The organism is Limnochorda sp. (assembly GCF_047459355.1).
In the GTDB taxonomy this organism is placed as follows: Bacteria; Bacillota; Limnochordia; order Limnochordales; family Limnochordaceae; genus Limnochorda.
This window is the reverse complement of sequence record NZ_VSCV01000001.1, coordinates 88,281-111,965: the sequence shown is the minus strand read 5'-3', so window position 1 is coordinate 111,965 and position 23,685 is coordinate 88,281. Positions and strand designations below refer to the sequence as shown.

At 70.5% G+C, this 23,685-nt stretch carries 29 protein-coding genes; 1 reads left to right on the top strand and 28 read right to left on the bottom strand.

Going from position 1 to position 23,685, the window contains the following annotated elements:
* Positions 1 to 7: 7 nt before the first annotated feature.
* From FWJ67_RS00600 to rpiB, 24 genes are all read right to left on the bottom strand, one after another.
* A complete protein-coding gene (locus FWJ67_RS00600) occupies positions 8 to 1,129 on the bottom strand; it encodes a phosphodiester glycosidase family protein (protein WP_414481805.1) in 1,122 nt (373 codons plus the stop codon).
* Between the two features lie 104 nt (positions 1,130 to 1,233).
* Positions 1,234 to 1,566: a hypothetical protein gene (locus FWJ67_RS00595; protein WP_304173900.1), complete on the bottom strand. Its 333-nt coding sequence runs from the start codon at positions 1,564 to 1,566 to the stop codon at positions 1,234 to 1,236.
* A gap of 2 nt (positions 1,567 to 1,568) precedes the next feature.
* Entirely contained in the window at positions 1,569 to 2,681 is a 1,113-nt protein-coding gene (locus tag FWJ67_RS00590) for a flagellar basal body P-ring protein FlgI (protein WP_304173898.1), read from the bottom strand.
* A 29-nt stretch (positions 2,682 to 2,710) separates the two neighbouring features.
* Entirely contained in the window at positions 2,711 to 3,328 is a 618-nt protein-coding gene (locus FWJ67_RS00585) for a flagellar basal body L-ring protein FlgH (protein WP_304173896.1), read from the bottom strand.
* Entirely contained in the window at positions 3,325 to 4,008 is a 684-nt protein-coding gene (locus FWJ67_RS00580; RefSeq protein ID WP_414481807.1) for a flagella basal body P-ring formation protein FlgA, read from the bottom strand. The genes FWJ67_RS00585 and FWJ67_RS00580 overlap by 4 nt, the downstream gene beginning before the upstream one ends.
* A 26-nt stretch (positions 4,009 to 4,034) precedes the next feature.
* Complete coding sequence (gene flgG / locus FWJ67_RS00575; protein ID WP_304173892.1) at positions 4,035 to 4,823, bottom strand: flagellar basal-body rod protein FlgG; 789 nt, start codon at positions 4,821 to 4,823, stop codon at positions 4,035 to 4,037.
* Positions 4,824 to 4,953: 130 nt separating this feature from the next.
* Positions 4,954 to 5,784, bottom strand: coding sequence for a flagellar basal-body rod protein FlgF (flgF, locus tag FWJ67_RS00570; protein WP_304173889.1), 831 nt, complete (start codon positions 5,782 to 5,784; stop codon positions 4,954 to 4,956).
* Between the two features lie 139 nt (positions 5,785 to 5,923).
* Entirely contained in the window at positions 5,924 to 6,964 is a 1,041-nt protein-coding gene (locus FWJ67_RS00565; RefSeq protein ID WP_304173887.1) for a rod shape-determining protein, read from the bottom strand.
* A 119-nt stretch (positions 6,965 to 7,083) separates the two neighbouring features.
* Positions 7,084 to 7,344 (bottom strand): sporulation transcriptional regulator SpoIIID, encoded by a 261-nt coding sequence (spoIIID, locus tag FWJ67_RS00560; protein WP_414481808.1) that lies wholly within the window; start codon positions 7,342 to 7,344, stop codon positions 7,084 to 7,086.
* Between the two features lie 242 nt (positions 7,345 to 7,586).
* A complete protein-coding gene (locus FWJ67_RS00555; protein WP_304173883.1) occupies positions 7,587 to 8,498 on the bottom strand; it encodes a M23 family metallopeptidase in 912 nt (303 codons plus the stop codon).
* Positions 8,499 to 8,504: 6 nt separating this feature from the next.
* Positions 8,505 to 9,197, bottom strand: coding sequence for a hypothetical protein (locus FWJ67_RS00550; protein WP_304173881.1), 693 nt, complete (start codon positions 9,195 to 9,197; stop codon positions 8,505 to 8,507).
* 296 nt (positions 9,198 to 9,493) lie between these two features.
* Entirely contained in the window at positions 9,494 to 9,898 is a 405-nt protein-coding gene (locus FWJ67_RS00545) for a F0F1 ATP synthase subunit epsilon (RefSeq protein WP_304173879.1), read from the bottom strand.
* Positions 9,898 to 11,331 (bottom strand): F0F1 ATP synthase subunit beta, encoded by a 1,434-nt coding sequence (gene atpD / locus FWJ67_RS00540; RefSeq protein ID WP_304173877.1) that lies wholly within the window; start codon positions 11,329 to 11,331, stop codon positions 9,898 to 9,900. Before atpD ends, FWJ67_RS00545 begins: the two co-directional genes overlap by 1 nt.
* 36 nt (positions 11,332 to 11,367) lie before the next feature.
* Positions 11,368 to 12,264 carry an ATP synthase F1 subunit gamma gene (gene atpG / locus FWJ67_RS00535; RefSeq protein WP_304173875.1) on the bottom strand — a complete coding sequence of 299 codons (897 nt, stop codon included), beginning with the start codon at positions 12,262 to 12,264 and terminating at the stop codon, positions 11,368 to 11,370.
* 12 nt (positions 12,265 to 12,276) lie between these two features.
* A complete protein-coding gene (gene atpA / locus FWJ67_RS00530) occupies positions 12,277 to 13,794 on the bottom strand; it encodes a F0F1 ATP synthase subunit alpha (protein ID WP_304173873.1) in 1,518 nt (505 codons plus the stop codon).
* A gap of 33 nt (positions 13,795 to 13,827) precedes the next feature.
* Positions 13,828 to 14,364, bottom strand: coding sequence for an ATP synthase F1 subunit delta (gene atpH / locus FWJ67_RS00525; RefSeq protein WP_304173871.1), 537 nt, complete (start codon positions 14,362 to 14,364; stop codon positions 13,828 to 13,830).
* A complete protein-coding gene (gene atpF, locus FWJ67_RS00520) occupies positions 14,361 to 14,909 on the bottom strand; it encodes a F0F1 ATP synthase subunit B (protein ID WP_304173869.1) in 549 nt (182 codons plus the stop codon). The genes atpH and atpF overlap by 4 nt, the downstream gene beginning before the upstream one ends.
* An 89-nt stretch (positions 14,910 to 14,998) precedes the next feature.
* Positions 14,999 to 15,214 carry an ATP synthase F0 subunit C gene (locus FWJ67_RS00515; RefSeq protein WP_414481809.1) on the bottom strand — a complete coding sequence of 72 codons (216 nt, stop codon included), beginning with the start codon at positions 15,212 to 15,214 and terminating at the stop codon, positions 14,999 to 15,001.
* A 55-nt stretch (positions 15,215 to 15,269) separates the two neighbouring features.
* Positions 15,270 to 15,953, bottom strand: a complete 684-nt coding sequence (gene atpB / locus FWJ67_RS00510) for a F0F1 ATP synthase subunit A (protein WP_414481810.1) — start codon at positions 15,951 to 15,953, stop codon at positions 15,270 to 15,272.
* Positions 15,946 to 16,293 carry a hypothetical protein gene (locus FWJ67_RS00505; protein ID WP_304173862.1) on the bottom strand — a complete coding sequence of 116 codons (348 nt, stop codon included), beginning with the start codon at positions 16,291 to 16,293 and terminating at the stop codon, positions 15,946 to 15,948. Before FWJ67_RS00505 ends, atpB begins: the two co-directional genes overlap by 8 nt.
* A 41-nt stretch (positions 16,294 to 16,334) precedes the next feature.
* Positions 16,335 to 16,634 (bottom strand): AtpZ/AtpI family protein, encoded by a 300-nt coding sequence (locus FWJ67_RS00500; RefSeq protein ID WP_369686579.1) that lies wholly within the window; start codon positions 16,632 to 16,634, stop codon positions 16,335 to 16,337.
* Between the two features lie 152 nt (positions 16,635 to 16,786).
* Positions 16,787 to 17,860: a glycosyltransferase family 4 protein gene (locus FWJ67_RS00495; protein ID WP_304173860.1), complete on the bottom strand. Its 1,074-nt coding sequence runs from the start codon at positions 17,858 to 17,860 to the stop codon at positions 16,787 to 16,789.
* A 104-nt stretch (positions 17,861 to 17,964) separates the two neighbouring features.
* Entirely contained in the window at positions 17,965 to 18,594 is a 630-nt protein-coding gene (gene upp, locus FWJ67_RS00490) for a uracil phosphoribosyltransferase (protein ID WP_304173858.1), read from the bottom strand.
* Entirely contained in the window at positions 18,591 to 19,535 is a 945-nt protein-coding gene (rpiB, locus tag FWJ67_RS00485) for a ribose 5-phosphate isomerase B (protein ID WP_304173856.1), read from the bottom strand. Before rpiB ends, upp begins: the two co-directional genes overlap by 4 nt.
* 157 nt (positions 19,536 to 19,692) lie before the next feature.
* Here rpiB and FWJ67_RS00480 point away from each other — a divergent pair, with 157 nt between their 5' ends.
* Positions 19,693 to 19,965 carry a hypothetical protein gene (locus FWJ67_RS00480; protein ID WP_304173854.1) on the top strand — a complete coding sequence of 91 codons (273 nt, stop codon included), beginning with the start codon at positions 19,693 to 19,695 and terminating at the stop codon, positions 19,963 to 19,965.
* A 39-nt stretch (positions 19,966 to 20,004) separates the two neighbouring features.
* On the opposite strand, the gene FWJ67_RS00475 is transcribed toward FWJ67_RS00480, so the two are convergent.
* Genes FWJ67_RS00475 through FWJ67_RS00460 form a run of 4 tightly spaced genes read right to left on the bottom strand, consistent with a single transcriptional unit; the run spans position 20,005 to position 23,681 of the window.
* Positions 20,005 to 21,078: an L-threonylcarbamoyladenylate synthase gene (locus tag FWJ67_RS00475; protein WP_304173852.1), complete on the bottom strand. Its 1,074-nt coding sequence runs from the start codon at positions 21,076 to 21,078 to the stop codon at positions 20,005 to 20,007.
* A gap of 17 nt (positions 21,079 to 21,095) precedes the next feature.
* Positions 21,096 to 21,959, bottom strand: a complete 864-nt coding sequence (gene prmC, locus FWJ67_RS00470; protein ID WP_414481811.1) for a peptide chain release factor N(5)-glutamine methyltransferase — start codon at positions 21,957 to 21,959, stop codon at positions 21,096 to 21,098.
* The gene (gene prfA, locus FWJ67_RS00465) at positions 21,956 to 23,026 is read right to left on the bottom strand and encodes a peptide chain release factor 1 (RefSeq protein WP_304173848.1); all 1,071 of its coding nucleotides are present in this window, start codon (positions 23,024 to 23,026) and stop codon (positions 21,956 to 21,958) included. Before prfA ends, prmC begins: the two co-directional genes overlap by 4 nt.
* On the bottom strand, positions 23,019 to 23,681 hold the full coding sequence (locus FWJ67_RS00460) for a thymidine kinase (RefSeq protein ID WP_304173846.1): 663 nt from the start codon (positions 23,679 to 23,681) through the stop codon (positions 23,019 to 23,021). The genes prfA and FWJ67_RS00460 overlap by 8 nt, the downstream gene beginning before the upstream one ends.
* Positions 23,682 to 23,685 lie beyond the last annotated feature (4 nt).

The following is a 23,685-nucleotide window of genomic DNA, read 5'->3' as shown; positions in this document are numbered from 1 at the left end:
GCGGGAATCAGCGATCGGTGAAGACCAAGAGCGCGTTGGCCACAGGTCGCTCCCGCCCGTCGGACGGAAGATTGAACAAGTCGCCGCGAAGCACCATGGTGCTGGACCCGCCGCCGTCCAGGTTGAGCGCGTCCTGGGCGCCCAGGGAGGCCATGACCTCGGCCAGTTCGGTCAGGGTGAGGCCGACGCTGGAGGCCTGACGCCCGTTGACGGTGAGCAGGATGAGCCGGCCCCGACTGTCCACGCCGGCTGCCGTCCGGGGTGCCCGGCTCCGGGCCACGTCGGGCTGAAACCGCTCGGCCTCCGCGGTCACATCCACACGCCCGGCCCGCAGCAAGCGGGGCCCACCCCCCACTGCCCACTCCAGGTGGTCCAGGGGGATCGCCTCCGCCAGGCCCCACCGGGCCTCCAAGGGGATCCCGGGCATCACGGGCCACGGCGCCTCGGCCTGGGCACCGGCCACGATGACGTACCCGTCGGGCGGAATGGGCAGGGACTCCCCCACGGACGTGGCCACCACCTGGCCGTCCACCACTGCCCAGGCGGCCCCGCCCTCAGGCACCCGGGCCACCGCGCCGGCCAGGGGGGTGAAAACGGCCAGCTCCTGGATGCCCGGCGCCCGGTTGACGGCCGCCAGGGGGCGGGTCCCCTCCCGGCCCGCCACCTCCCCTTGGAAGGTGGCGGGGCCGATCCACCAGCGGGCCTCGCCGAAGGGCCCCCGGCCAAAGAATAGGGCCGTCCGGGAGAGGATGGGCTGGCTGTGCATCTGGCCGTCCAGGAGAAGGAGACCCAAGGGGCGGCCGGCGGCGAAATAGGTGCCATTCACCCCGGCCAAGGCGCCGTGCTCCCGGACCATCTGACCCACCGTGGCCCGGCCCTCCAGGGTGGCCCCAGCCAGCACGGGCCGGACCTGGACCCCGTCCAGACGGGTATCCACCCGGAGGTACTGGGCCCGGGCGGGCCCAGCGGGCGTCTCGATGGTGAGCAGCCCGAAACGGACCCCGTACCCCACCCAGATCTCCCACGGCTCTCCGATCTGGAGCTGCCCGCCGGCTCCCGCCCCGGCCGCCGGATGGGGCAGGGCGACCCCCAAGCACGAGAAGACCAGCCAGATCAGCAGGGGGGCCACCCACCACCGCCCTGGCTGGCTCACCGACCGACGGGCCTCACCATCCACCAGTCAGACCACACTCCCCGCCCAGCGTCGGGACGCGCTGGCATCGAAAGGCTGGGTTAGAGTTTCTCGGAGGGCTCGCCACTCTCCTCCCCACCCTCAGGGGGCAGGTCCAGGCTGTTCAGGATCACGTCAGCCAGGCCAATGCCGCCCTGCTGGGCCAAGAAGCGGGCCAGCTCGTCCCGGACCAGTCCCGCCCGGATGGGGGACCCCCCGGGGCCCAGAAGGCTCCCGCTGGGGAGGGTGGCCTCGAGGCTCTTGAGGAGTTCGGATAGGAAGACGGCTTCCAGCTCCCGGGCGACTGTCTCCGCCTCCTGGCGGGAGCGAGGGGGATCGGGCCGGGCGGGCCGCCAGGAGGACAGCGGGGCGGGAAGATACCCGAGCGGATCCATGCTCACCGGACCTCCAGCTGGCCGTGGAGCGCGCCCGCTTCAGCCACGGCCCGGAGAATGGCTACCAGGTCGTCGGGCCCGGCCCCGGCCGCGTTGAGGGCGGCCACCAGCTCGTCCACGGTGCCGCCGTCCAGGAGGTGGACCGCCTCCCCCGGATTGGCCCGGCGGGCGGACCGGCCCACCTCCACCTGAACGCCCCGGTGGGCGACGGCCACGGGCGAAATGCGGACCCGGTGCCCGATGACCACCGTCCCCGTCCGCTCATCGACCACCACCCGGCCGCCGCTGTCGGGGACGACCGTCAGCTCCAACACGTCGGCCAGGAAGTCGACGGCCCGCTGGGCCAGCGCGTCAGGCGGGATGAGCCGGATGCTCCCGCTGTCCTCGGCCACCGCCGTCCCTGGGCCGTACGCCTCCTCGATGGCGGCCACGATCCGACTGGCGGTGATGAAGTCGGGCCGCCGGAGGAGGAGGCGGAGCTCCGAGGGCAAGACGGCTCCCGGTACCGCCCGCTCCACGTAGGCCCCGCCGGGAAGGACGGCCACCAGGGGGTGGACGGAGCTGGTGCGGGCGTAGCGGCTGGAGGTGCCGCCGCCCAGGGTGAGGGAACCTTGGGCCACCGCGTAGACCTGGCCATCGGCGCCCAGGAGGGGTGTCTGCAGGAGGAGCCCTCCCGCCAGGCTCCGGGCGTCGCCGAAGGAGGCGACGGTCACATCGATGGTGCTCCCCGGACGGGCGAAGGGAGGCAGCTCCGCGGTGACGGTGACGGCCGCCACGTTCCGGAGGATGAGGTCCCGGGGCTCCACCCGGAGCCCGAACCGCTCCAACATGTTGGCCACCATGCGGACGTTGGCCTCATTCCGCTGGGAATCGCCCGTGCCGTTCAGGCCCACCACCAGGCCCAAGCCCACCAGCTGGTTGGGCCGGACGCCCTCCACTTCCACCAATTCTTTGATCCGGACCACCGGATCGCCCAGGGCGAAGGCGGCCTCGGCCTGGGCGCCAACCGGGCCCGGAAGGAAGGCCGCCGCCAGGAGGAGGCCCAGGAGCGTCACCAGCGCCGCCCCAAGCCAGGCCTGCTCGTTTGCACGTCCCACCGTGATCACTGGTCTCACCCCTCCCGGAGCCCGCCCCTCCACCAGCGCTAAAAGAGCCAGTTGAAGAGCCGGGTCAAGAGGCCCGGATCCTGCAGGTCGCCCACGGGCCCCTCGCCGTCCAGCTCGATCCTGGCATCGGCCAAGTACGAGGAGAGGACGGTGTTGTTGGCGCTGATGTCCTCAGGCCGGACCAGGCCCGTGATGGTCAGGCGCTGCTTGTCCCCGTTGATGACGATCTCCCGGCTCCCCTCGATGCGGAGGTTCCCTTCAGGGGTCACCTCCACCACCCGGGCCGTCAGCCGGGCTTCCAGGGAGCTGCCCCGCCGGGTGCTCCCGTTGCCCTCGCCACTCTGGCTGGCCGACAGGCTCAGCCCGGGGATCCACTGGGTGAGCACGCTCGCCGGGGAAAGAGACGTCTGGTGGTCGCTGCTGGTGCTCGTCACTGCCGACTGGCGCCCCTCGGTCCACTCCTGGATGACCAGGGTGACCAGGTCCCCCGTCCGGCTCGCCTTCCGGTCGGCGAAGAGGGAGGGCGCCCCCTCCACCGGCCAGAGGGATTGGGCGGCCGCTCTGGGAGCCCACCCGACACCGGCGAGCAGCACGCTGGCCGCGATCAGGAGCGCCTGGACCCGCCGCCGCCTCTTTAGGGACCCACCGTCTCTCACTGCGGCACCTCCTCACCCCACCCGGTCTCGCTGCCTGCCTCGACCCGGACCCAGCCCGGGCCGACCACCACCGCCTCCACGTCCAGGCCGCTGGTCAGGTTGCGCACCCGGATCCGCTCGCCCAGACGGCCGGGAGCCAGGGCCCGGGCGGGCACCTGGACCACCACGCTGCCGGCCACCGCCTCCAGGGTGACCTGCTCGTCCCGGGCCACCAGGGGCGGGCCCGCCCCCACCGCCGGGCTCACCCCCGGCTCCAGCCCGCGGGGGGCTGGGCTGGTGGGGGCGGTGCTGGCGGGGGCGGCCGGCGTGACCAGCTGCACCCGCTCAGGCCCGTCCACCACCACCTGGTCGGGGTCGATCCCCGCCTGCCGGAAACGGACGGCCAGGTAGCCCGTGGCCAGCCAACGGCTCCGGCCCGGCAGGGGCGCCGCCCCCACCGGCACCTGAGCCAACCGGTCGACGAGCTCGGGCGGCCCTTCGATCTGGGCCACATCGCCCAGGGTGACGGTCCCGCCCGGCACCTCCACCACCTCGGGCAGGATCACCCGGGCCGGGCCCTCAGGGATGGCCGGCTCCTCCGAAGACGCGCCCGCCGCCGGTTCACCGGGTGCCGCCAGCACCACGAGCAGCAAGAGCGCGCCCAAAACCGAACGCCACCCTTGCTCACCGCGACGGGTCATGGTCTTCCCTCCTACCCCCTCAAGGGCTACCGCCTCAAGCTGTTGGCCGTCTGCAGCATCTCATCGGAAGCTTGGATGGCCCGGGAGTTGGTCTCGTACGCCCGCTGGGCGATGATCAGGTTGACCATCTCCTCCACCACCTGGACGTTGGACATCTCCAGCCAGCCCTGGGCCAGGGTGCCGAAACCGTCCAAGCCCGGTGTGCTCACCATGGGCGGGCCCGAAGCGGCCGTCTCCACGTAGAGGTTCCGGCCCAGGCTGCTCAAGCCCGCGGGGTTGACGAACCGGACCAGCTCGATCTGGCCCACCATCTGGGGTTCACTGTCACCGGGCAAGAGGACGGAGACGGTCCCGTCGGAACCGATGGTCACATCGACGGCGTCTTCCGGGATGATGATCTCCGGCTCGAGGGCGAAGCCGTCGGAGGTGACGATCCGGCCCAGGCCGTCCCGCTTGAAGGAGCCGTCCCGGGTGTAGGCGATGGTGCCGTCCGGCAGGAGCACCTGGAAGAAGCCGTCCCCCTCGATGGCCAGATCCAGGGGGTTCTCCGTCTGCTTGAAGGACCCGGGCGTGAAGATTTTCTGGGTGGCGATGGGCCGCACCCCGTGGCCCACCTGGAGCCCCACGGGGATCTGGGCGCCGGCGGTGACGGGGGTGCCGGCGAAGCGGACCGTCTGGTAGAGGAGGTCTTCGAAATCCACCCGGTTCTTCTTGTACCCGGTGGTGTTGACGTTGGCCAGGTTGTTGGAGATGGTGTCGATGTTGAACTGCTGCCCCGCCATCCCTGAGGCAGCCGTCCAAAGCGAGCGAAGCATCGGTCTCCCTCCCGTGCTCGGGAGGCAGGTCAAGGGGAAAGGTCGCCACCTCGATCGGTCAGTGGCGAGAGACCTCCGCCACGCGGTCCAGCCTCAGCCCTCTCCCCCAAGCCACGTGCCTGCCTGCCCGTTAGATCCGTCCCAGCTCATTCACCGTCTGATCCAAGGTCTCGTCGTAGGAGCGGACCACCCGCTGGCTCGACTCGTAGGCCCGCTGCAGCTCAATGAGGCGGACCAGGCTCTCCACCACCTGAACCGTCGAACCCTCGAGCATCCCCTGGGCCACCCGGGTCCCGTCGGCCGCCAGAGGTTCCGCGCCCTCCAGAGGGGCCAAGAGGGTCGCCCCCTCCTTCCGCAGCTCCCCGTTGGGGTCGGCGAAATCCACAATCAACAGCTGGCCCACCAGGGCCCCGTCCACAAAGACCGTGCCATCCTGGCCGACGGCGACCGCCCCTTCCAAGCCGACCTGGATGGGCCCGTCCACCCCCAAGACCCGGTTCCCCCGAAGGTCAGCCAGGTAGCCCTCGCTGTCCAGGACGAAGCTGCCCGCCCGGGTGTAGCGGACGCCCGCCGGCGTCTCCAGCGCGAAGAACCCCGGACCCTCCAAGGCCAGGTCCAGGGGGTTGCCCGTCTCCCGCAAGGGGCCTTGCTGGAAGGAGGTGTAGACCCCCTCCACATACACACCGGTGCCCAGGGGGCCCACCACCGGCGCCTCCCGGAAGGGGAGCCGGTCCAGGCCCTCAGGCCGGGTGCGCACCTCCACTCCCAGGGGATGGAGCGGCTCAGGATCCCCTCCTTCGCCCCCCACCCGGCGGAGCAAGAGGGTGGGGAAGCTGACCAGCTCAGCCTGATCCGCCTTGTACCCCGTGGTGGAGACGTTGGCCAGGTTGTTGGTCTCCAGCTCCAAGCGGACCGCTTGGGCCAGCATCCCTGAGGCGGCGGTGTACAAGCCGCGCAGCAAGCGGACGCCCTCCTTCCTTCCAGGCCCGCACCGAACCTGCCGATCAAGCCAAAGGTCCCGAGGGAGTGTCTGGTTCCATCATCGGCAAGCGGGAGCGATCCTTGAGCGCGCTGTCAAGCCAGAAGGAGGCGGGCTGGCCTCACTCCCGGGTCGTGGCCGCCTCGCCCACAAAGAGGGAGGGGAGCTCCTTGCCCCGGCGGCGGACCATCTCCAGGGCCGCCCACGTCCCCCGGGCGACGCACGTCAAGGGATCCTCGGCCAGCCGGGTGGGTACGCCCAGCTCGTCGGCCACCCGTTCGGGGAAGTCGCGCAGGAGGGCCCCGCCGCCCGTCAGGAGGATCCCATCCTCGTAGATGTCCGCCGCCATCTCCGGCGGCGTCCGCTCCAGCACCCAGCGGATCCCGTCGAGGATGGCCTGGATGGGCTCGTCCAACGCGGGGAAGAGCTCATCGCTGGTCACCTGGAGGCGCTTGGGCAGGCCCGAGGGCCGGTGGAAGCCGCTCACCTCCAGAGCCCGGACCTCAGAGGTGGGCCGGGCCGCCCCCACCTGGATCTTCAGCTGCTCGGCCGTGCGGGGGCCGACCACCAGCTGGTGGGTCCGCTCCAAGTGGCGGGCGATGGCCGAGTCAAAGTCGGTGCTCCCCACCCGGATGGAGGTGGCCACCACCTCCTGGCCCATGGAGAGGACGGCGATGTCGGTGGTGCCGCCGCCGGCGTCGATCACCATCCGGCCCCGGGGGTGGGTCACCTCCAAGCCGGCGCCCAAGGCGGCGGCCATGGGCTCGCTGATCAGCTCGCAGTGGCGGGCCCCCGCAGCAAGGACCGCGTCCACCACCGCCCGCCGTTCCACACTGGTGATCCCTGCGGGAATGCAGACGACCACGTCAGGGCGGACCAGGGGGATCCGCCCCAGGGCCCGCTGCATGGCGTGGACCAGGAGTTTCTGGGTGAGGTCGAAGTGGGCGATCACCCCGTCTTGCAGGGGGTGGACCGTCTCGTAGACCCCCGGGGTCCGCCCCATCATCTGGTAGGCTTCCTCGCCGACGGCGACCAACTCGCCATCCTCGACCCGGACGGCCACCACCGACGGCTCCTGCAGGAGAATGCCTTTCCCTTCCACATAGACCACAAGATTGGCTGTGCCCAGATCAATCCCGATGCCCCGGCTGAAGAGTGCCACCCTGGATCGTCCTCCCAATCCCCCTTGGGCTGGCCACAGTTTCGAGCCTGGGCCTGGTAAATCCTTCCCTTATGCCGGATCGTGCCGAAAAGTCACCCCTTTTGGCTGTGGGGCAGAGTTCAGGAGACTTTCCGCTCCCCCCGGTACTTCTGGCGGGTCGCCTCGCCCCCCCGGATGTGCCGCTCCGCCTTGTTCCGCTCCAAGACCCGCTTCACCCGGAGGGCCAGCTCCGCATTCACCCGCGGCAACCGCTCAGTGACATCTTTATGCACGGTGGACTTGCTGACGCCGAAGACGCTGGCCGCCTGCCTCACCGTCGCGTTGGTGTCGACGATGTAGGCGCTGATCTCCAGAACCCTTTTCCTGATGTACTCCCGCATCGCCGCGCCCCCTCGCCGCCTCCTGTGGTCCATGTCTATGTGGGGCGCCGGTGAATATGCTGGGGCGCGACGGGAAAGGCGCACCAGGAGCCCCTTCCCCCACCCGCGCCGGACCTCCGGGGGCCCACCTTTATGCGGAGCCTGAATGACCCGGGCGGGAGGGGCCCGAGTCCGGGGGAGGCCCCCGAGCCTCGGGGCGGCCAGGCGGCCGAGGGCCCGGCCAGAGGCCGGGCCCCCAGGCCTCAGGGACGAAGGGCCGGGAGAAACCGGGCCGGGTCGTGGGGCTGGCCGTCCCGGTAGAGGCTGAAGTGGACCCCGAGGCTCAGCCCGTCATCCAGCCGGCCCACCCGGCCGACGGCCTGACCCTGGGCGACGGCCTGGCCTTCCACCACGAAGACCTCACTGAGGGATTCATACCGAGTGGTCCACCCCCCGCTGTGCTCCACCCAGACCCCCAGACCGCCGGTGGCCAGCGGGAAGACCCGGACCACCCGCCCGGGCAGCGCGGCCACCACCAGCTGCCTGGGACCGGCGATCAAGTCGACGCCGTCGTGGAGGCGCCACGCCTGGGTACCCGGATCCCGCCGCCAGGCGTACGCCTGGCCCAGGCTGCCCGTGACGGGGAGGGTCATCTGGGAGAGATCGGCCAGGGGGATGGCCGCCGGGCTGGCCTGGCTCGCCTCAGCCGCTTCCCCACCGGGGACCTGGGGGCCCTGGAAAGGACCAGGGGCCTCCACGCTCACCGGATCGAGGGGGGCTTCAGGGAGCCCGGGCCCCGAGTCGGCCGCGGGGAGGATCTCATCCACCCCCGAAAGGATGTCATCCGTCCGGGGCGCCACGAGGGTGGGGCTCTGGACCATCCGCTCCCCGTCGGCCGCCTCCCAGGGCATGGCCGGCACCAGGTCGGGCCGGGACCGGCCCAGGAAGTAGCCCAGGCCTGCCACCACCGTCAGGACCACGATCCAGCGAGCCGCCAGCAGCCCGCCCTGCCAGCTGAAGGTGTTCCGCAGGGCCCTGCCCAAGCCCCTGGCGGCCCAGGCCAAGGCCCAACCGAGCCCCCGCCCCAGGCGGCGGCTGGCACGGCTCAGCCGGCTCCACCCGCTTCCCGCGGGGATGCGGGCCTGCTGCCAGAGGGCTTTCAGCCTTTCCCGCATGAAGACTCACCTCGCTTGAGCGTAGGTTGGCAGCGGCAGGTCCGCCGGGGAAGGGCCCGCAGACTCGATGACGAGCTGTGTTGTCTGGTCAACGGCCGTCAGGTGGATGCGGAGGGAAGGATCGGGCCCCAGGGTCCGGGCGAGGCTCGCCCCCACCACCTGGCGGGCCGGTCCGCTCAAGGGCGTGGGATACCGTCCTTCCAAGCGGACGTAGAGCCACCGCCCCGCGGCCGGTTGGAGCCGGCCTGAGCCCCGCACCAGCTGGCGGGCCTGGTGGTGGAGACCTTCCGGCGAGGTTCCCGTCGCCCGCACCCAGACCGTCGCCCAGGGGGCGCCGTCCTCCCGGAGAACGGTCACCTGCCAGCGCCCCCACGCCGTCTCCCTGGTCCCCCTCAGGAGCAGGAGGTCCCCCTCCCGGGTAGCCACCCTGTGATCGGGCTCGCCCCCTCGAGCCAGCGCTTGCCAGACCCGGTCCAGAAGCCGCTCCAAGCCCCGAAACCCGGCGCCCTCCACGGGAAGGCGGCTGCCGGCGCCGAGATCGTAGGCCACCAGGTGGGCTGTCGACGTCTGGAAGGCAAGGATGGCGCGATCAAAGAGACCCGCTGGCTTCTCCAGCCGACCGCCCGCCCCTTGGAGCAGCAGGAGGACGAGGGTGGCCAGCGCGGCTTGGATGAGGCTCTGCCGCAGGCGCCGTCCCACTGGGGGGCGGGAGGGTTCCCGAGCTCCTGCGGCGCCTGTCTCTGGAGCGAGGCCCCGGTCCACGGTCATCCTCTCCCCTGCACGTCCTGCCGTGCGTGCCTATTCTTGCCAGCAGGCCGCAGGGCTATACCGACGGGCCGGCGAGAGGTTCACCAGGGGCGAGGGGTTGGTTCCGAAGGCTGGGCGTGGGCGAGGGCAGGCAGACAGAGGGAGCAGGAACGGCGCAGGGCCGGCATGATGCCGGCCCTGACCCGAAGAGCGCCACCGTCCGAGGAGAAGCGCCGGTCGGGGGATCCTCAGCCCTGGGCGGCCTTGATCCGGTTGAGGGCCCGCCGGAGGGCCATCTCCGCCCGGTGGTAGTCGATGTCGGGCCGGCGGCTCCGGAGCCGCTCCTCCGCCCGGGCTCTGGCCCGCAGGGCCCGCTCCAGGTCGATCTCCTCCGCCAGCTCGGCCGTATCGGCCAGCACCGTCACCCGGTCGTGGGCGACCTCCGCGAAGCCACCGCTGATGGCCATCCGCCGCTTCTCGTTGCCGTAGGGGCCGAACTGGAGGACCCCCACCGTCAACCCGGCGATCATGGGCGCATGGCCGGGCAGGATGCCCAGGTACCCGTTGGCCGCGGGCAGGATGATGGACTCCGCCCGTTCGTGGAGGACCCGCCGTTCCGCGGTGATCACTTCCAGCTCCAGCAGGCGCTCCATCAGGCCTTCTCCAGCTCCTTGGCCTTGGCGACCGCGTCATCGATGGTGCCCACCATGTAGAAGGCCACCTCAGGCAGGTCGTCGTGCTTGCCCTCCAGGATCTCCTTGAAGCCCCGCACCGTCTCGGAGACAGGGACGTACACCCCCGGGGTGCCCGTGAACTGCTCCGCGACGAAGAAGGGCTGGGAGAGGAAGCGCTCGATCTTCCGCGCCCGGGCCACCACCAGCTTGTCTTCGTCAGAGAGCTCGTCGATGCCCAGGATGGCGATGATGTCCTGGAGCTCCTTGTACCGCTGGAGGACCTGCTGGACGCCCCGGGCCACCTGGTAGTGCTCCTCGCCCACGATCTCCGGGGCCAGAAGCCGCGACGTGGAGGCCAGGGGGTCCACCGCCGGGTAGATCCCCCGCTCCGCAATGCGCCGCTCCAGGTTGGTGGTGGCGTCCAGGTGGGCGAAGGTGGTGGCGGGGGCCGGGTCGGTGTAGTCGTCGGCCGGGACGTAGACCGCCTGGATGGAGGTGATAGACCCCCGCTTGGTGGTCACAATCCGCTCCTGGAGCTGGCCCATCTCGGTGGCCAGCGTGGGCTGGTAGCCCACGGCTGAGGGCATGCGGCCCAGGAGGGCGGACACCTCCGAGCCTGCCTGGACGAACCGGAAGATGTTGTCGATGAAGAGGAGCACGTCCTGGCCTTCCACATCCCGGAAGTACTCGGCCAGGGTGAGGCCGGTCAAGGCCACCCGGAGCCGGGCGCCGGGGGGCTCGTTCATCTGGCCGTAGACCATGGCCGTCTTGTCGATGACCCCCGACTCGATCATCTCCTGGTAGAGCTGGGTCCCTTCCCGGGTCCGCTCGCCCACCCCGGCGAAGACCGAGTAGCCGCCGTGCTCGTAGGCGATGTTCCGGATCAGCTCCTGGATGAGCACGGTCTTGCCCACCCCGGCGCCGCCGAAGAGGCCCACCTTCCCGCCCCGGGGGTAGGGGGCGAGGAGGTCAATCACCTTGATCCCCGTCTCCAGGATCTGGTTGGCCGGCTCCACCTCGTCCACCGAGGGCGGGCGGCGGTGGATGGGGTACCGCTCCTTGGCCTGGACCGGCCCCTTGCCGTCGATGGTCTCACCCAGGACGTTGAAGAGCCGCCCCAGCACCTCCGGTCCCACCGGCACGGTGATGGGCGCGCCCGTATCCAGCACCAGCTGGCCCCGCTGCAGCCCATCGGTGGAGTCCATGGCGACACAGCGAGCCGTGTTGTTGCCCAGGTGCTGCTGGACTTCCAAGACCAGCTGGGGCCGGGTGGGGTCGCCCCCGGAGCCGTTCCGGGGCAGGACGTGGAGGGCGTTGTACAGCGCAGGCAGCTGCCCCGGCGGGAACTCCACGTCCACCACCGCGCCCAAGATCTGGGTGATCCGGCCCATATGCTCGCTCTGAGGGTTCATTGGCCTTCCTCCTCGAACACCGCGCGCCGCCGGCGGTCACTCCGCCAGCGCTTCCGCGCCGCCCACAATCTCTGTAATCTCCGTGGTAATCCCCGCCTGCCGCGCCCGGTTGAGGGAGAGGGTCAGCTCCCGGATGAGCTCCTGGGCGTTCTCCGAAGCATTCTTCATGGCCGTCATGCGGCTGGCGAATTCGCTGGTCTTCGCCTCCAGGAGGGCCTGGTAGACGGCCACGTCCACAAACCGGGGGAGCAGGATGTCCAGGACCGCCTGGGGCGACGGCTCGTAGAGGTACGCCTCCACTGTCTCCTCGGGCTCGCCCGAGCCACCGTCGCCCACCTCCGCCGCTTGGGCGGCGGTTTCGATGGGCAGGAGGGTCACCTCCACCGTCGGGTGGGTGACCGTGTTGACAAAAGCGTTGTAGACCAGGTGGACCGAGGCGTACCGGCCGTCCATGAAGGCCTGGCTCACCAGCCGGGCGATCTCCTGCGCCGCGCTGAAGGGGACCTCGTCCCCCAGGTGGAGGAAGACCCCTTCCAGCTCCCAACCCAGCCGCTGGAAGGCGTCCCGACCCCGCCGCCCCACCACCACCACGCCCATCTCCGGGTGCTGCTCCCGCAGGTTGACGGCGTAGCGGATCACGTTGGCGTTGTAGGGGCCCGCCAGGCCCCGATCGGCGGTGATCACCACGTAGAGGGGCGGCCGATGGGGCTCGGGCGCCTCCAGCAGGGGATGGCGGTAGCGGGAGGCGTCCACCGCCGCCACCGCCCGGGCCAGCACGGCATGGAGCTTGTCGGCGAAGGGCCTGGCCGAGAGCACCCGGCCCTGGCTCCGGCGGAGCCGGGCGGCGGCCACCATCTCCATGGCCTTGGTGATCTGCTGGGTCGATTGGATGCTGGCGATGCGCCGCCTGATCTCACGTGCTCCGTGTGCCATGGTCTTAGCTCCTTACGGCTGGCTGCTCCGGAAGCGCTCCTTGAACTGGAGCACCGCGTCCTTCAAGCGCTCCTCGAGGGAGGCGTCCAGGACCTTCTTCTCCCGGATCTCCTGGAGGATCTCGGGCTTTTCGGTGCGGAGGTGCTCCAGGAACGCCTTCTCAAAGGGCCGGATGAGCTCCGTCGCCAGATCGTCCAGGAGCCCGTTCACGCCCGCGAAGATGATGGCCACCTGCTCCTCCACGGGCATGGGCGCGTACTGCTCCTGCTTGAGAATCTCCGTCATCCGCTCGCCCCGGGCCAGTTGGGCCTGAGTGGCCCGGTCCAGGTCCGACCCGAACTGGGCGAAGGCCGCCAGCTCCCGGTACTGGGAGAGGTCGAGGCGCAGGCGGCCGGCCACCTGGCGCATGGCCTTCACCTGAGCGTCGCCGCCCACCCGGCTGACGGACCGGCCCACGTTGATGGCGGGCCGGATGCCGGCGTAGAAGAGGTCGGGTTCCAGGTAGATCTGGCCGTCGGTGATGGAGATGACGTTGGTCGGGATGTAGGCCGAGATGTCGTTGGCCTGGGTCTCCACGATGGGGAGCGCGGTCAGCGAGCCCCCACCCAGCTCGTCGCTCAGCTTAGCCGCCCGCTCCAGAAGCCGCGAGTGCAGGTAGAAGACGTCACCGGGGAAGGCTTCCCGTCCGGGCGGCCGCCGGAGGATGAGGGAGAGCTCCCGGTAGGCGGCGGCGTGCTTGGAGAGGTCGTCGTAGACCACCAGCACGTCCTTGCCCTGATACATGAACTCCTCACCCATGGCGCAGCCGGCGTAGGGAGCGATGTAGAGCAGGGGCGCGGGGTCGGCCGCGGTGGCGGAGACCACGATGGTGTACTTCATGGCGTCGTGCCGCTCCAGCGCCTGGACCACGCCGGCCACCGTCGAGGCTTTCTGGCCGATGGCCACATAGATGCAGATGACATCCTGGTCCCGCTGGTTGATGATGGTGTCCACCGCCAGGGCCGTCTTCCCCGTCTGCCGGTCGCCGATGATCAGCTCCCGCTGGCCGCGGCCGATGGGGATCATGGAGTCGATGGCCTTCAGGCCGGTCTGGAGGGGCTCCTTCACGTTCTGACGGTCCACTACGCCGGGTGCCCGGGCCTCAATGGGCCGGAACCGGTCGGTCTCGATGGGCCCCTTGCCGTCCAAGGGCTGGCCCAGGGGGTTGACCACCCGGCCCAGCAGAGCCTCCCCGACGGGCACCTCCACCACCCGGCCCGTCCGCCGGACGGTGTCACCCTCCTTGATCTGGGTGTAGGGGCCCAGGAGGACGGCGCCGATGTTGTCCTCCTCCAAGTTGAGGGCGATGCCGTAGACGCCTCCGGGGAACTCGAGGAGCTCGCTGGCCACCGCATCCTCCAGGCCCCAGACCCGGGCCACGCCGTCACCGACGCTGATGACGGTGCCCACGTTTTGAACGTCGATCTCCCGCTCAAAGCGCTCGATCTGCTGCTTCAGAATCGCTGTAATCTCATCGGGCCGAATGGCCATGCCCTCACCCCATCCTGTCGCTCCCGCTACCTGTCAGTTCCGGAGCTGTGCTTCCAGGCGCTTCAGCCGCGTCGCCACGCTCCCGTCCAGGACCAAATCCCCCATCCGGACCACCACGCCGCCCAGGAGGCTGGGATCCTCCTGGACCACCAGCCGGACCGTCTGGCCGGTGAGCTCCTCCAGGCGCAGCCGGAGCGCCTCCTGCTGGTCCTCGGGCAGGGGCTTGGCGACGGTCACGTCCGCCTCCACCACCCCCTGCAGGCGGTCGGCCGCATGGGGGATCTCGGTGCAGATCTCGGGCAGGATCGGGGCCCGCCCCTTGGTGAGCACCAGCCGGAAGAAGTGGTGGAAAAGCGGCGGGAGCCGGTCCCCGAAGAGCTCCCGCAGGCGGCTGAGGCGCTCCTCCAGCGGCACCCGTTCATCGGCCAGAGCCCAGACCAGGGAGGGCTCCTGCTGGAGGACCTCCCCCACCAGCTGCGCCCCGGCCACGATCGATTCCAGGAGGCCCCGCTCCGCGGCCAGCTCGGCCAGGGCCTGGGCGTACCGCCGGGCCAGCTTGCCCCCCCTCATGAGCCCTTCACCGACCCGGTCTTCTCAAGGAACTCCTCCACCAGGCGACGCTGGTCCTCATCATTGAGGGAACGGCCCACCACCTGGCTGGCGGCCGCCACGGCCAAGCTGGCCATCTCCTGGCGGATGGCCGCCACCGCCAGCTCCCGCTCCCGAGCAATCTCCTCCTTGGCCCGCTGGAGGGTCTGCTCCGCCTCCGCCTGAGCCTGGGCCAGCAGCTCCTGGCGACGCCGTTCCGACGCCTGCTGGGCCTCCTCCATCATCCGCTGGATCTCCCGCTGGGCCTCCTTCAGCTTCTGCTCGTAGCGGGCTTCCAGCTCGGCCGCCCGTTGCCTGGCGTCGCTCGCCTCATCCAGGGTCCGGGCCACCTTCTCCTCCCGAGCCCGGATCATGTTCCCCAGGGGGCGGAAGAGCATGTAGTAGAGGGCCACCAGGACGACAGCCACGTTGATCAATTGAAACAGAAAGGTCCACAAGTCGAAGCTGAGGGGGTTGACCGCCTCGCCCTCAGCCGCGGCGTGGACCACGAAGGTCCAGTCGAACACGGGTCGCTACCCCTCTCCTTGCTCCCAAGCCGCCAGGGGAGGGCCGCCGGCACCGCCGGCGGCCCCACCCGCCAACCGCTCCCACCCCATCAGACCTTGGTCCAAATGAGGATGGCGACGATCATGGCGAAAAGGGTCAAGGCCTCCATGAACGCCAGCGCCACCAGGAGCGTCGAGCGGATGTCACCGGCTGCTTCGGGCTGACGGCCCATGTTGTCCATAGCACGGGTGGTCGCCCATCCCTGGCTGAAGGCGGAGACCATCGCCGGCAACGCGACGGCCAGTGCTACCGTGAGAAACTCCACCGGTTTCCCTCCCTTCCAAATCGCGGCGCGTGCTGCGACCGTTCTCGGACCGCATTCAATGCCCTTGCACCATCTCAGCGAGGTAGCTCACCGTGAGGACGCTGAAGACGTAGGCCTGCACGGCCCCGAAGATGAGGCCAAGGGCCATGATGGGCAGGGGGCCAAAGAGCGGGAGCATGGTGCCCAGGGTCATGGTCACCATCTCCTCGCCAAACATGTTGCCAAAGAGACGAACACTGAGCGAAAAGATCCGGACCAGCTGCTCGAGAATGTTGAGCGGGAGCAGGGCCACCGACGGCAAGATGAAGTGGCGGAGCCACCCCTTGACACCCTTCTTCCGGACAGCGCAGACCCAGGTCATGGGGACGGCCACCACCGCCAGGGCGACGGGGGTCATCAGATCACTGGTGGGCGGGATCGCGCCGGGAATCATCCAGGCATAGTTCAGGAAGAGAATGGCGATGAAAAGGCCGCCATAGAGCCAGGCATACTTCCGGCCCTCGCGGCCCATGAACTGCTCCGCCATGCCGTAGAAAAACTCGACGACAATCTCCAGGAAAGCTTGGGCCCCCCGGGGCCGCTCCTCGAAGCCCCGCCGGGTGAGGAGATAGACCAGGCCCAGCAGGAGCGCCATCGCCACCCATGTGGTCACAACGGTGGAGGTGATCACCACGGGCCCAATGCGGAAGACCTCGTAGCGGAGAACGTGCGCAATGACGTGCTGTAACGCTTCAATCATGCCTGGATCGGGACCTCCCACCAACGGAGCGGAGAAGGGTGAGGATGGCCGTCAGGGTGTAGAAGAGAACCTCGAGGGTGGCGCCCACCGCCACCCCGATCATGGTGTCGAGGCTGATCCGGTACCCGACAACCAACCCTGCCGCCGCCAGCACCAACCGGAGGGGCAGCCGCCAGGCGAGGCTCTTGGTCAGCCGGTCCTCGGCCCTGCCTCGGGCCAGAGGCATGGTCAAGGCGTGATTGATCAGGCCGATGGGTGTGCCCAAAAGGATCCCCAACGCCCCCGCCGGCCAGCCCGCCACCCAGGCCAGCCCGGCCAGCGCCAGGCCTGCCAGAGCCATCCAGAACAGGTCCCGCGGCTGCTGGCGGAGCAGGCGGACCTCTACTCGTTCCCCGGATGTCGCCCCGACTTCGGCGATGGGGGTTCCTCCTCCCGACCATCCTGGGGCCCAGCGTTGATGCCCATGGCTGTGGAGACCGCCCGCAACTCCTGGATCAGGGTGGTGAGACTTAGCGCCACCGCCGCCACCAGGCCCAGGACCAGGCCGACAGGCTCCGTCCCCCATCGAGCATCGAGCCACTGCCCGCCCCGGTATCCCGCATACAAAAGAACTGCCGTGAGGAAGACCCAAGAAAAGCCAATGGTCCCGTATCGCGTCCAGTCAGAGAGGCCTCGGTTCACGGGAACCGCCCTCCCCACCGGCCTGCAGGGCCCGCCCTCAGGCAGCTCGCACACCGAGGCCAATTATAGTCCAAGGATCCTGCCATTTCAATCCCCAATGCGGTATTGATTCCTATTTGTTTTCCAGATCCTTCGGGTCCTGGCAGGCGTTCTTACGAGGCCGCAGGGCCGTGGCCGCCCGGATGACTCCGGGGCTGGGAACCGCCCAGAACGCCCAGAGGCCGGGCCAGCCCGGCCAGGACCAACCCCGCTCCGGCCAGGGCAAGGAGCGCCGCCCACGGCTTCAGGAAGGCCAAACCCAGGCTGGCCACGGCCAGCAGGCCGCTGATCACGTAGAGGATCACCACCACCCGCCGGGGGGTGAGGCCCAGGGCCAGGAGGCGGTGGTGAATGTGGCCCAAATCCCCCTTGTAAAAAGGGTCCCCCCGGCGCCAGCGGCGGAGCACGGCGAAGCAGGTGTCGAACAGGGGCAGGCCGAGGGCCATCAGAGGCACGGCGATGGCCAAGGTGGCCGCGCCCTTGAGGGCCCCTTCGGCGGTGATGACCCCCAGCATCCACCCGGTGAACTGGGCGCCCGCGTCCCCCATGAAGATCCGCGCCGGCGGGAAGTTGTGCCGGAGAAAGCCGAGGAGGCTCGCCAGGAGCACGGCGGCCGCCGCGGCCGGCCAGGCCTGTCCCCGCTGGAGGGCCAGAATGAGGAGGGGCACCGTGGCGATGCTGGCCACCCCCGCCGCCAAACCGTCCAGCCCGTCGATCAGGTTGATCATGTTGGCCATCAGCACCAGCCAGAAGACGGTGACGGGCACCGCCCAGCCCCGGAGGGCGATCATCCCTCCGAGGGGGTGGGTGACAAACTCGATCCGCACCCCGGCCAGGGCCACCCAGAGGGAGACGGCCGCTTGGGCCAGGAGCTTGGCCCAGGCGGGGAGGGGGTACCGGTCGTCCACCAGACCCGCGAAGAGGAGGACCAGGGCGGCCAGAGGCAAGGCAGGGCCGCCGGGCCAGGGCAGGCCCGTCAGGGTCATCCCCCCAAAGAAGGCGACAAAGATGGCCACGCCGCCCAAGTTGGGCGTGGGCTCCCGGTGGATCCGGCGACTCGAGGGGCGCTCCACCCACCCCAGCCGGCGGGCCAGGCGGGCGAGCACCGGGGAGAGGGCGAGGCTCGTGGCCAACGCCACCACCAGGGCCGCCCCCCAGACCACCGGCGCCCCTTCGACCCAGGCCACAGGCCTCACCCCCTGTCGCGTTTCATGCTGCTTCCATTCTAGTGGAGATCCGGGGGAGGCTCAACGCCGATGCCGGCCAGCTTTGGCGCCAGCTGGCAGCCCGCCTAACGGGTGCCATACAGCCGGTCGCCCGCATCCCCGAGGCCCGGCACGATGTAGGCGTTCTCGTCGAGACGCTCGTCCACCGCCGCGAGAAAGATGGGCACGTCGGGGTGCTCCCGCCGCAGCCGCTCGATCCCCTCGGGGGCCGCGATGAGGGCCATGAGGCGGATGGAGGTGCCTCCCCGCTCCTTGATAAAGCGGATGCCCGCCGCCGCGGAGCCGCCGGTGGCCAGCATGGGATCGACCACAATCAGCTCCCGCTCGGCGATGTCCGGGGGCAGCTTGCAGTAGTACTCCACCGGCGCGAGGGTCTCCGGATCCCGGTAGACGCCGATGTGCCCCACCTTGGCGGTAGGGATCAGGCGCAGGATGCCGCCCACCATGCCCAGTCCCGCCCGGAGGATGGGCACGATCCCCACCTTCTTGCCGCTGATGGTCCACCCGGTGGTCCGGGCGATGGGGGTTTCAATCTCCACCTCTTCCAGGGGCAGGTCCCGGGTCACCTCATAGGCCATCAGCATGGCCACCTCGTCCAGGAGCTCCCGGAACTCCTTGGGCCCCGTGTGGCGGTCCCGGATGATGGTCAGCTTGTGTCGGATGAGCGGATGGTCGATCACATGGACCCCGTTCACGCAGGGTCCCCTCCCTTCTGCTCCCCATCCCCGGCCTCGATCTTCTCCACCCGGCGCTGGTGGCGGCCGCCTTCAAACTCCGTTTCCAGGAAGACCCGGGTCACCTCCCGGGCCATCTCCGGGCCGATGATCCGGCCGCCCAGGACGAGCACGTTGGCGTTGTTGTGGAGCCGGCTCATCCGGGCCGAGTAGGGCTCATGGCAGAGGGCGGCCCGGATCCCCCGGACCTTGTTGGCGACGATGGACATGCCGATGCCTGTCCCGCAGATGAGGATCCCCCGGTCAAACTGGCCCTGGGCGACGGCCCGGGCGACGGCCCGCCCGTAGTCGGGGTAGTCGACCGACGCCTCCGACGTGGCCCCGAAGTCCTGGTAGGCCAGCCCCTGCTCCTCAAGGAACTGGATGAGCACCCGCTTCAGCGGGAACCCCGCGTGGTCCGAACCGATGGCGATGCGCATACCGTCCCTCCCCTGGCTCCCTTCACCCTCAAGCAAGCGGAGGAGATCGGGCAGGTGCGCCTCCAGCAGATCGGCCGTCTCCCGGTACCGCCCGATGGGCCCGCCGAAGGGGTCGGGCACGTCCACGGGCGCACCCGTCACCTCACCCAGGGTGATGACCCGGTCCGCTTTGTGGGGGTACCGGCGCCGGATCTCGTCCCGGATCCGCCGGGTCATGGCGACGATCCAGGTCGCCTCGGAGACGAGGCTCCCGTTCAGCGGCCGGGCCCGGTGGACCCCCAAGTCAATCCCCCGCTCTGCCAGGACTTGGCGGGTCAGCTCGGTCGCCGGCGCCCCCTCGACGGCGTCCAGGCCGGCGGAACTGACCAGCACCGGCGGGCGGCCTGACGCCTGTCCCCGTTCCCGGAGCAAGCGACGGAAAAGGGCCTCGGCCATCACACTGCGGCACGTGTTGCCCGAGCAGACGAAGAGCACCGACTCCACCCTGCCACGTCCCCTCCCTGGCCTCTCCCGTGCCGGGGCGACCCCTGCCCGGCTCGCTCCCCCCTCCGCTTCCACCCGGGGCGGCCACTCTCCTGCCCTGAACCGGGCGGGAGTCGCCCGCCCCAGGCGGGCATTCCTAGGGGAGGAGGGGAAGCGCATGGTCGACCGTCCGTATCTATGCCCGATCTGCCGGTCCAATCGCACCCAGTTCGACCTGGTTTTCCGTCTCGCCCGGGCGGTGGTCAAGGACGCCGAAACGGGCGCCATCACCTACGAATCCAACACCATGGAGCTTCTGGGCCCACCCCGGGGCCCCGAGCGGGAGGTCCACTGCCGCCGCTGCGGTTACACGGGGGCCGAGCACCTCTTCGTGCGGGCGGCCCAGCGGGCCGACGAGCGCCGGGTGCCCTACCGGCGGTCCAGCCGTTGATCAGGCCCCCATGAGCTCCGCCTCCCGGGGCCGGCGCCGTCAGACCTGCTCCACCCGCCAGCCCGCGGCCCGGTACATCCGGTCCCGCACCGCCAGACCCACCCCCCGGGCTTCGGGGGCCGCCAGGAGCACCCGGTCGACGCCCAGCCGGTCCATCGCCCGCAGGGCCCCGTAGAGCCGGTGGGCCGCCTCCTCGGGCGCGTCCCGGGAGGCAAGGATCCGCAAGACGGCCCCATCGGGCAGCCGGCCCTCCAGCAGGCTCCCTTCCTCCGCCATCACCACCGCGCCCACCCGCCGGCCCTCCCGGGCCGCCTCCCAGGCCAGCTCCACCACCCGCCGGGCGATGGCCTCAGGCGAACCCTCCAGCAGCAGGGCCGGGGCCTGGGGCGCGTAGTGCCGGTACTTCATCCCGGGGGAGCGGGCCGGCCCGTCCAGGGGCTTCCCCTCCACGGCCGGGTCGATGGTCACCCGCCCCACCAACCCCTCCAACGCTTCCACGCTCACGCCCCCGGGACGGAGGACCACCGGGTGGGGTCCGGTCACGTCCACCACCGTCGACTCCACGCCCACCCCCGTCGGCCCACCGTCCAGGATCAGCTCCACCTTCCCGGCCAGGTCCTCCCACACATCCTGGGCGGTGGTGGGACTGGGCCGGCCCGAGGTGTTGGCGCTGGGCGCGGCGACGGCCGCGCCGGCCGCCTCGATGAGGGCCCGGGCCACGGGATGGTCGGGCAGGCGGACGGCCACCGTCGGCAGGCCAGCCGTTGCCTCATCGGGCACCTGAGGGGCCCGGGGGACCACCAGGGTGAGGGGCCCAGGCCAGAAGGCTCGGGCCAGGGTCCAGGCGGCCGGCGGCAGCTCCCGGGCGAGGGTGGCCAGCTCCTGGGGATGGGCCACGTGGAGGATGAGGGGGTTGTCCGCGGGCCGCCCCTTGGCCGCGAAGATCCGCCGGAGGGCCTGCCGGTCGGTGGCGAGAGCCCCCAGGCCGTAGACCGTCTCGGTGGGAAAGGCGACCAGGCCGCCTGCCCGCAGGATCGCGGCCGCCTCCCGGATGATCCCAGGGTCGGGCTGAAGGGGGTTGACCCGAAGAAGGCGGGTGGGAAGGGAATCCATAGCCAGGAGCCTCCTTCTCAGGGGCTGGTCCGGAGGCCGCAGACGACCCGGGGGTGGCCGGCATGGTCCGGGAGAACCCGGATCCCCTCGTACTGCCCCGCCTCCGCCAGGAGCTGCCGGCACGCCTCCGCCTGGCCGGCGCCGATCTCGAAGGCCAGGAGGCCCCCCGGGCGGAGGAAGGCCCACGCCTGCTGGACCAGCCGGCGGATCACCTGCAAGCCGTCGGGGCCCCCGGCCAGGGCCTGGCGGGGCTCGTAGCGGATTTCCGGGGCCAGGTGGGCCATCTCGTGGTCCGTCAGGTAGGGAGGGTTGGAGACGATCAGGTCCCAGCTGCCGTCGGGTTTGGTGCCGGCCCAGAGATCTCCTTCGAGGAACCGGATCCGGTCGGCCACCCCGTGGCGCTCCGCGTTGGCCCGGGCGACCGCGAGGGCATCGGCCGACAGGTCGGTGGCCAGCCAGTGGCTGTCAGGCAGTTCAGCCGCCAGGGTCACAGCCAGGATGCCGCTGCCCGTCCCCACATCCCAGCCCCGGACGGGACCCTCGCCGATGGCGAAGGCCAAGGCCACCTCCACCAGGTGCTCCGTTTCGGGCCGGGGGATGAGCACCCGGGGATCGACCTGGAAGGACCTCCCGAAGAACTCCTTCTCCCCCATCAGGTAGGCGACGGGCTCCCGCCGGCCCCGGCGGGCGATGAGGGTCCGGTAGACATCCACCTCGTGGGGCTCCAGGGGGCGGTCGTGGTGAACGTAGAGCATGATCCGCTCCATCTGGAGCGCGTGCCCCAGGAGGACCTCCGCGTCAAGCCGGGGCTGGGCCACCCCCTTCTCCCGGAGGTAGCCGGTGGCCAGGCGGAGAAGTTCCAGGACGGTGGGCCGGCTCACACCTGAACCTCCTGGAGGAGCCGCTCCTGCTCCGCCGCCCGGGCCGCCTCGATCAGCTCGTCCAGCTCCCCGTCCAGAACGGCCTCCAGCTTGTAGAGGGTGAGGCCGAACCGGTGGTCCGTCACCCGGCCCTGGGGGAAGTTGTAGGTGCGGATCCGCTCGCTCCGCTCCCCCGTCCCCACCTGGCTCCGGCGGGACTCGGCCAGCTGCGCGGCCTGCTCCCGGCGGGCCCGGTCCAAGAGGCGGGCCCGGAGGACCCGCAAGGCCTTCTCCTTGTTCTTCAGCTGGGACCGTTCATCCTGACAGGTGACCACCAGCCCCGTCGGCAGGTGGGTGATCCGCACCGCCGAGTCGGTGGTGTTAACGCTCTGGCCCCCATGACCGCTGGCCCGGAAGATGTCGATCCGGAGATCCTGCGGGTCGATGACCACGTCCACCTCCTCCGCCTCGGGCAGGACGGCCACGGTGGCCGTGGAGGTGTGGATCCGGCCGCCCGACTCGGTGATGGGGACCCGCTGCACCCGGTGGACGCCGCTTTCGAACTTGAGCTGGCTGTAGGCGCCCCGGCCCGAGAGCTGGACGATCACCTCTTTGAAGCCCCCCAGCTCCGTGGGCGTGCTGCTCATCAGCTCCACCCGCCAGCCCTGCCGCTCCGCGTAACGGGTGTACATGCGGAGCAGGTCGGCCGCGAAGAGGGCCGCCTCCTCGCCCCCGGCGCCGGCCCGGATCTCCACCAGCACGTTCCGCTCGTCGTTGGGATCCTTGGGGATGAGGAGCTTGCGGAGTTCCAGCTCCCAGGCCTCCCGGGCCTTGGTCAGCCGCTCCACCTCCTCCTGGGCCAAGGCCTTCAATTCCGGATCGTCCGCCTCCTGGGCCAGCTGCCGGGCGTCGGCCAGCTCCCGGTCCAACCGCTCCCCCGCCCGGATGTGCTCCACGATGGGCCGCAGCTCCGCCTGGGCCCGGGCCACCTGCTCGTAGCGGCGGCCGTCGGCCAGGAGGTCGGGATCCATCAACTGGCGGGTCAGCTCTTCGTACCGGTCGATCAGCTCCTGAAGCCGCTCACCCATCCTCCCTCCCCCCTTCGGGCCCAGGGGTCAGGGGCTGCAGGCCCTGCCGCAGCCCGTCCACTTCCATCGGCGGCCGCCCCGGCACCTGGTGGCACCAGCGGCAGCGGGCCTCGTACACCTCCTGGGCCCCCACCAGAATGACCGGATCGGTGTAGCGGGCCGGCTGCCCGCCAATGAGCCGCTGGGTGCGGCTGGCAGGGCGGCCGCAGCGGACGCAGATGGCCGCCAGCTTCAGCACCTCTTCGGCCCGGGCCATCAGCTCCGGCACGGGCCCGAAGGGCTCACCGCGAAAGTCCATGTCCAAGCCGGCGCAGATGACCCGCCGGCCCGACGCAACCAGCTGCTCGCAGGCGGCCACGATGGCCCGGCTGAAGAACTGGACCTCATCGATGGCCACCACCTGGGTGTCGGGGGCCACCCGCTCCAGGAGTTCCGCCGCCCCGCTGACGGGCTCGGCCTCCAGCGCGCCCCCATCGTGGGAGGCGACCCGGCTCCGGCCGTATCGGTCGTCCAGCTGGGGCTTGAAGACTTGCACCTTCAGGCGGGCGATCCGGGCCCGCTTCACCCGCCGGATCAGCTCCTCCGTCTTGCCGCTGAACATGGAGCCGACGATCACTTCCAGGCGGGCAGACACAGGGGCCAAACCTGGTTCCATAACT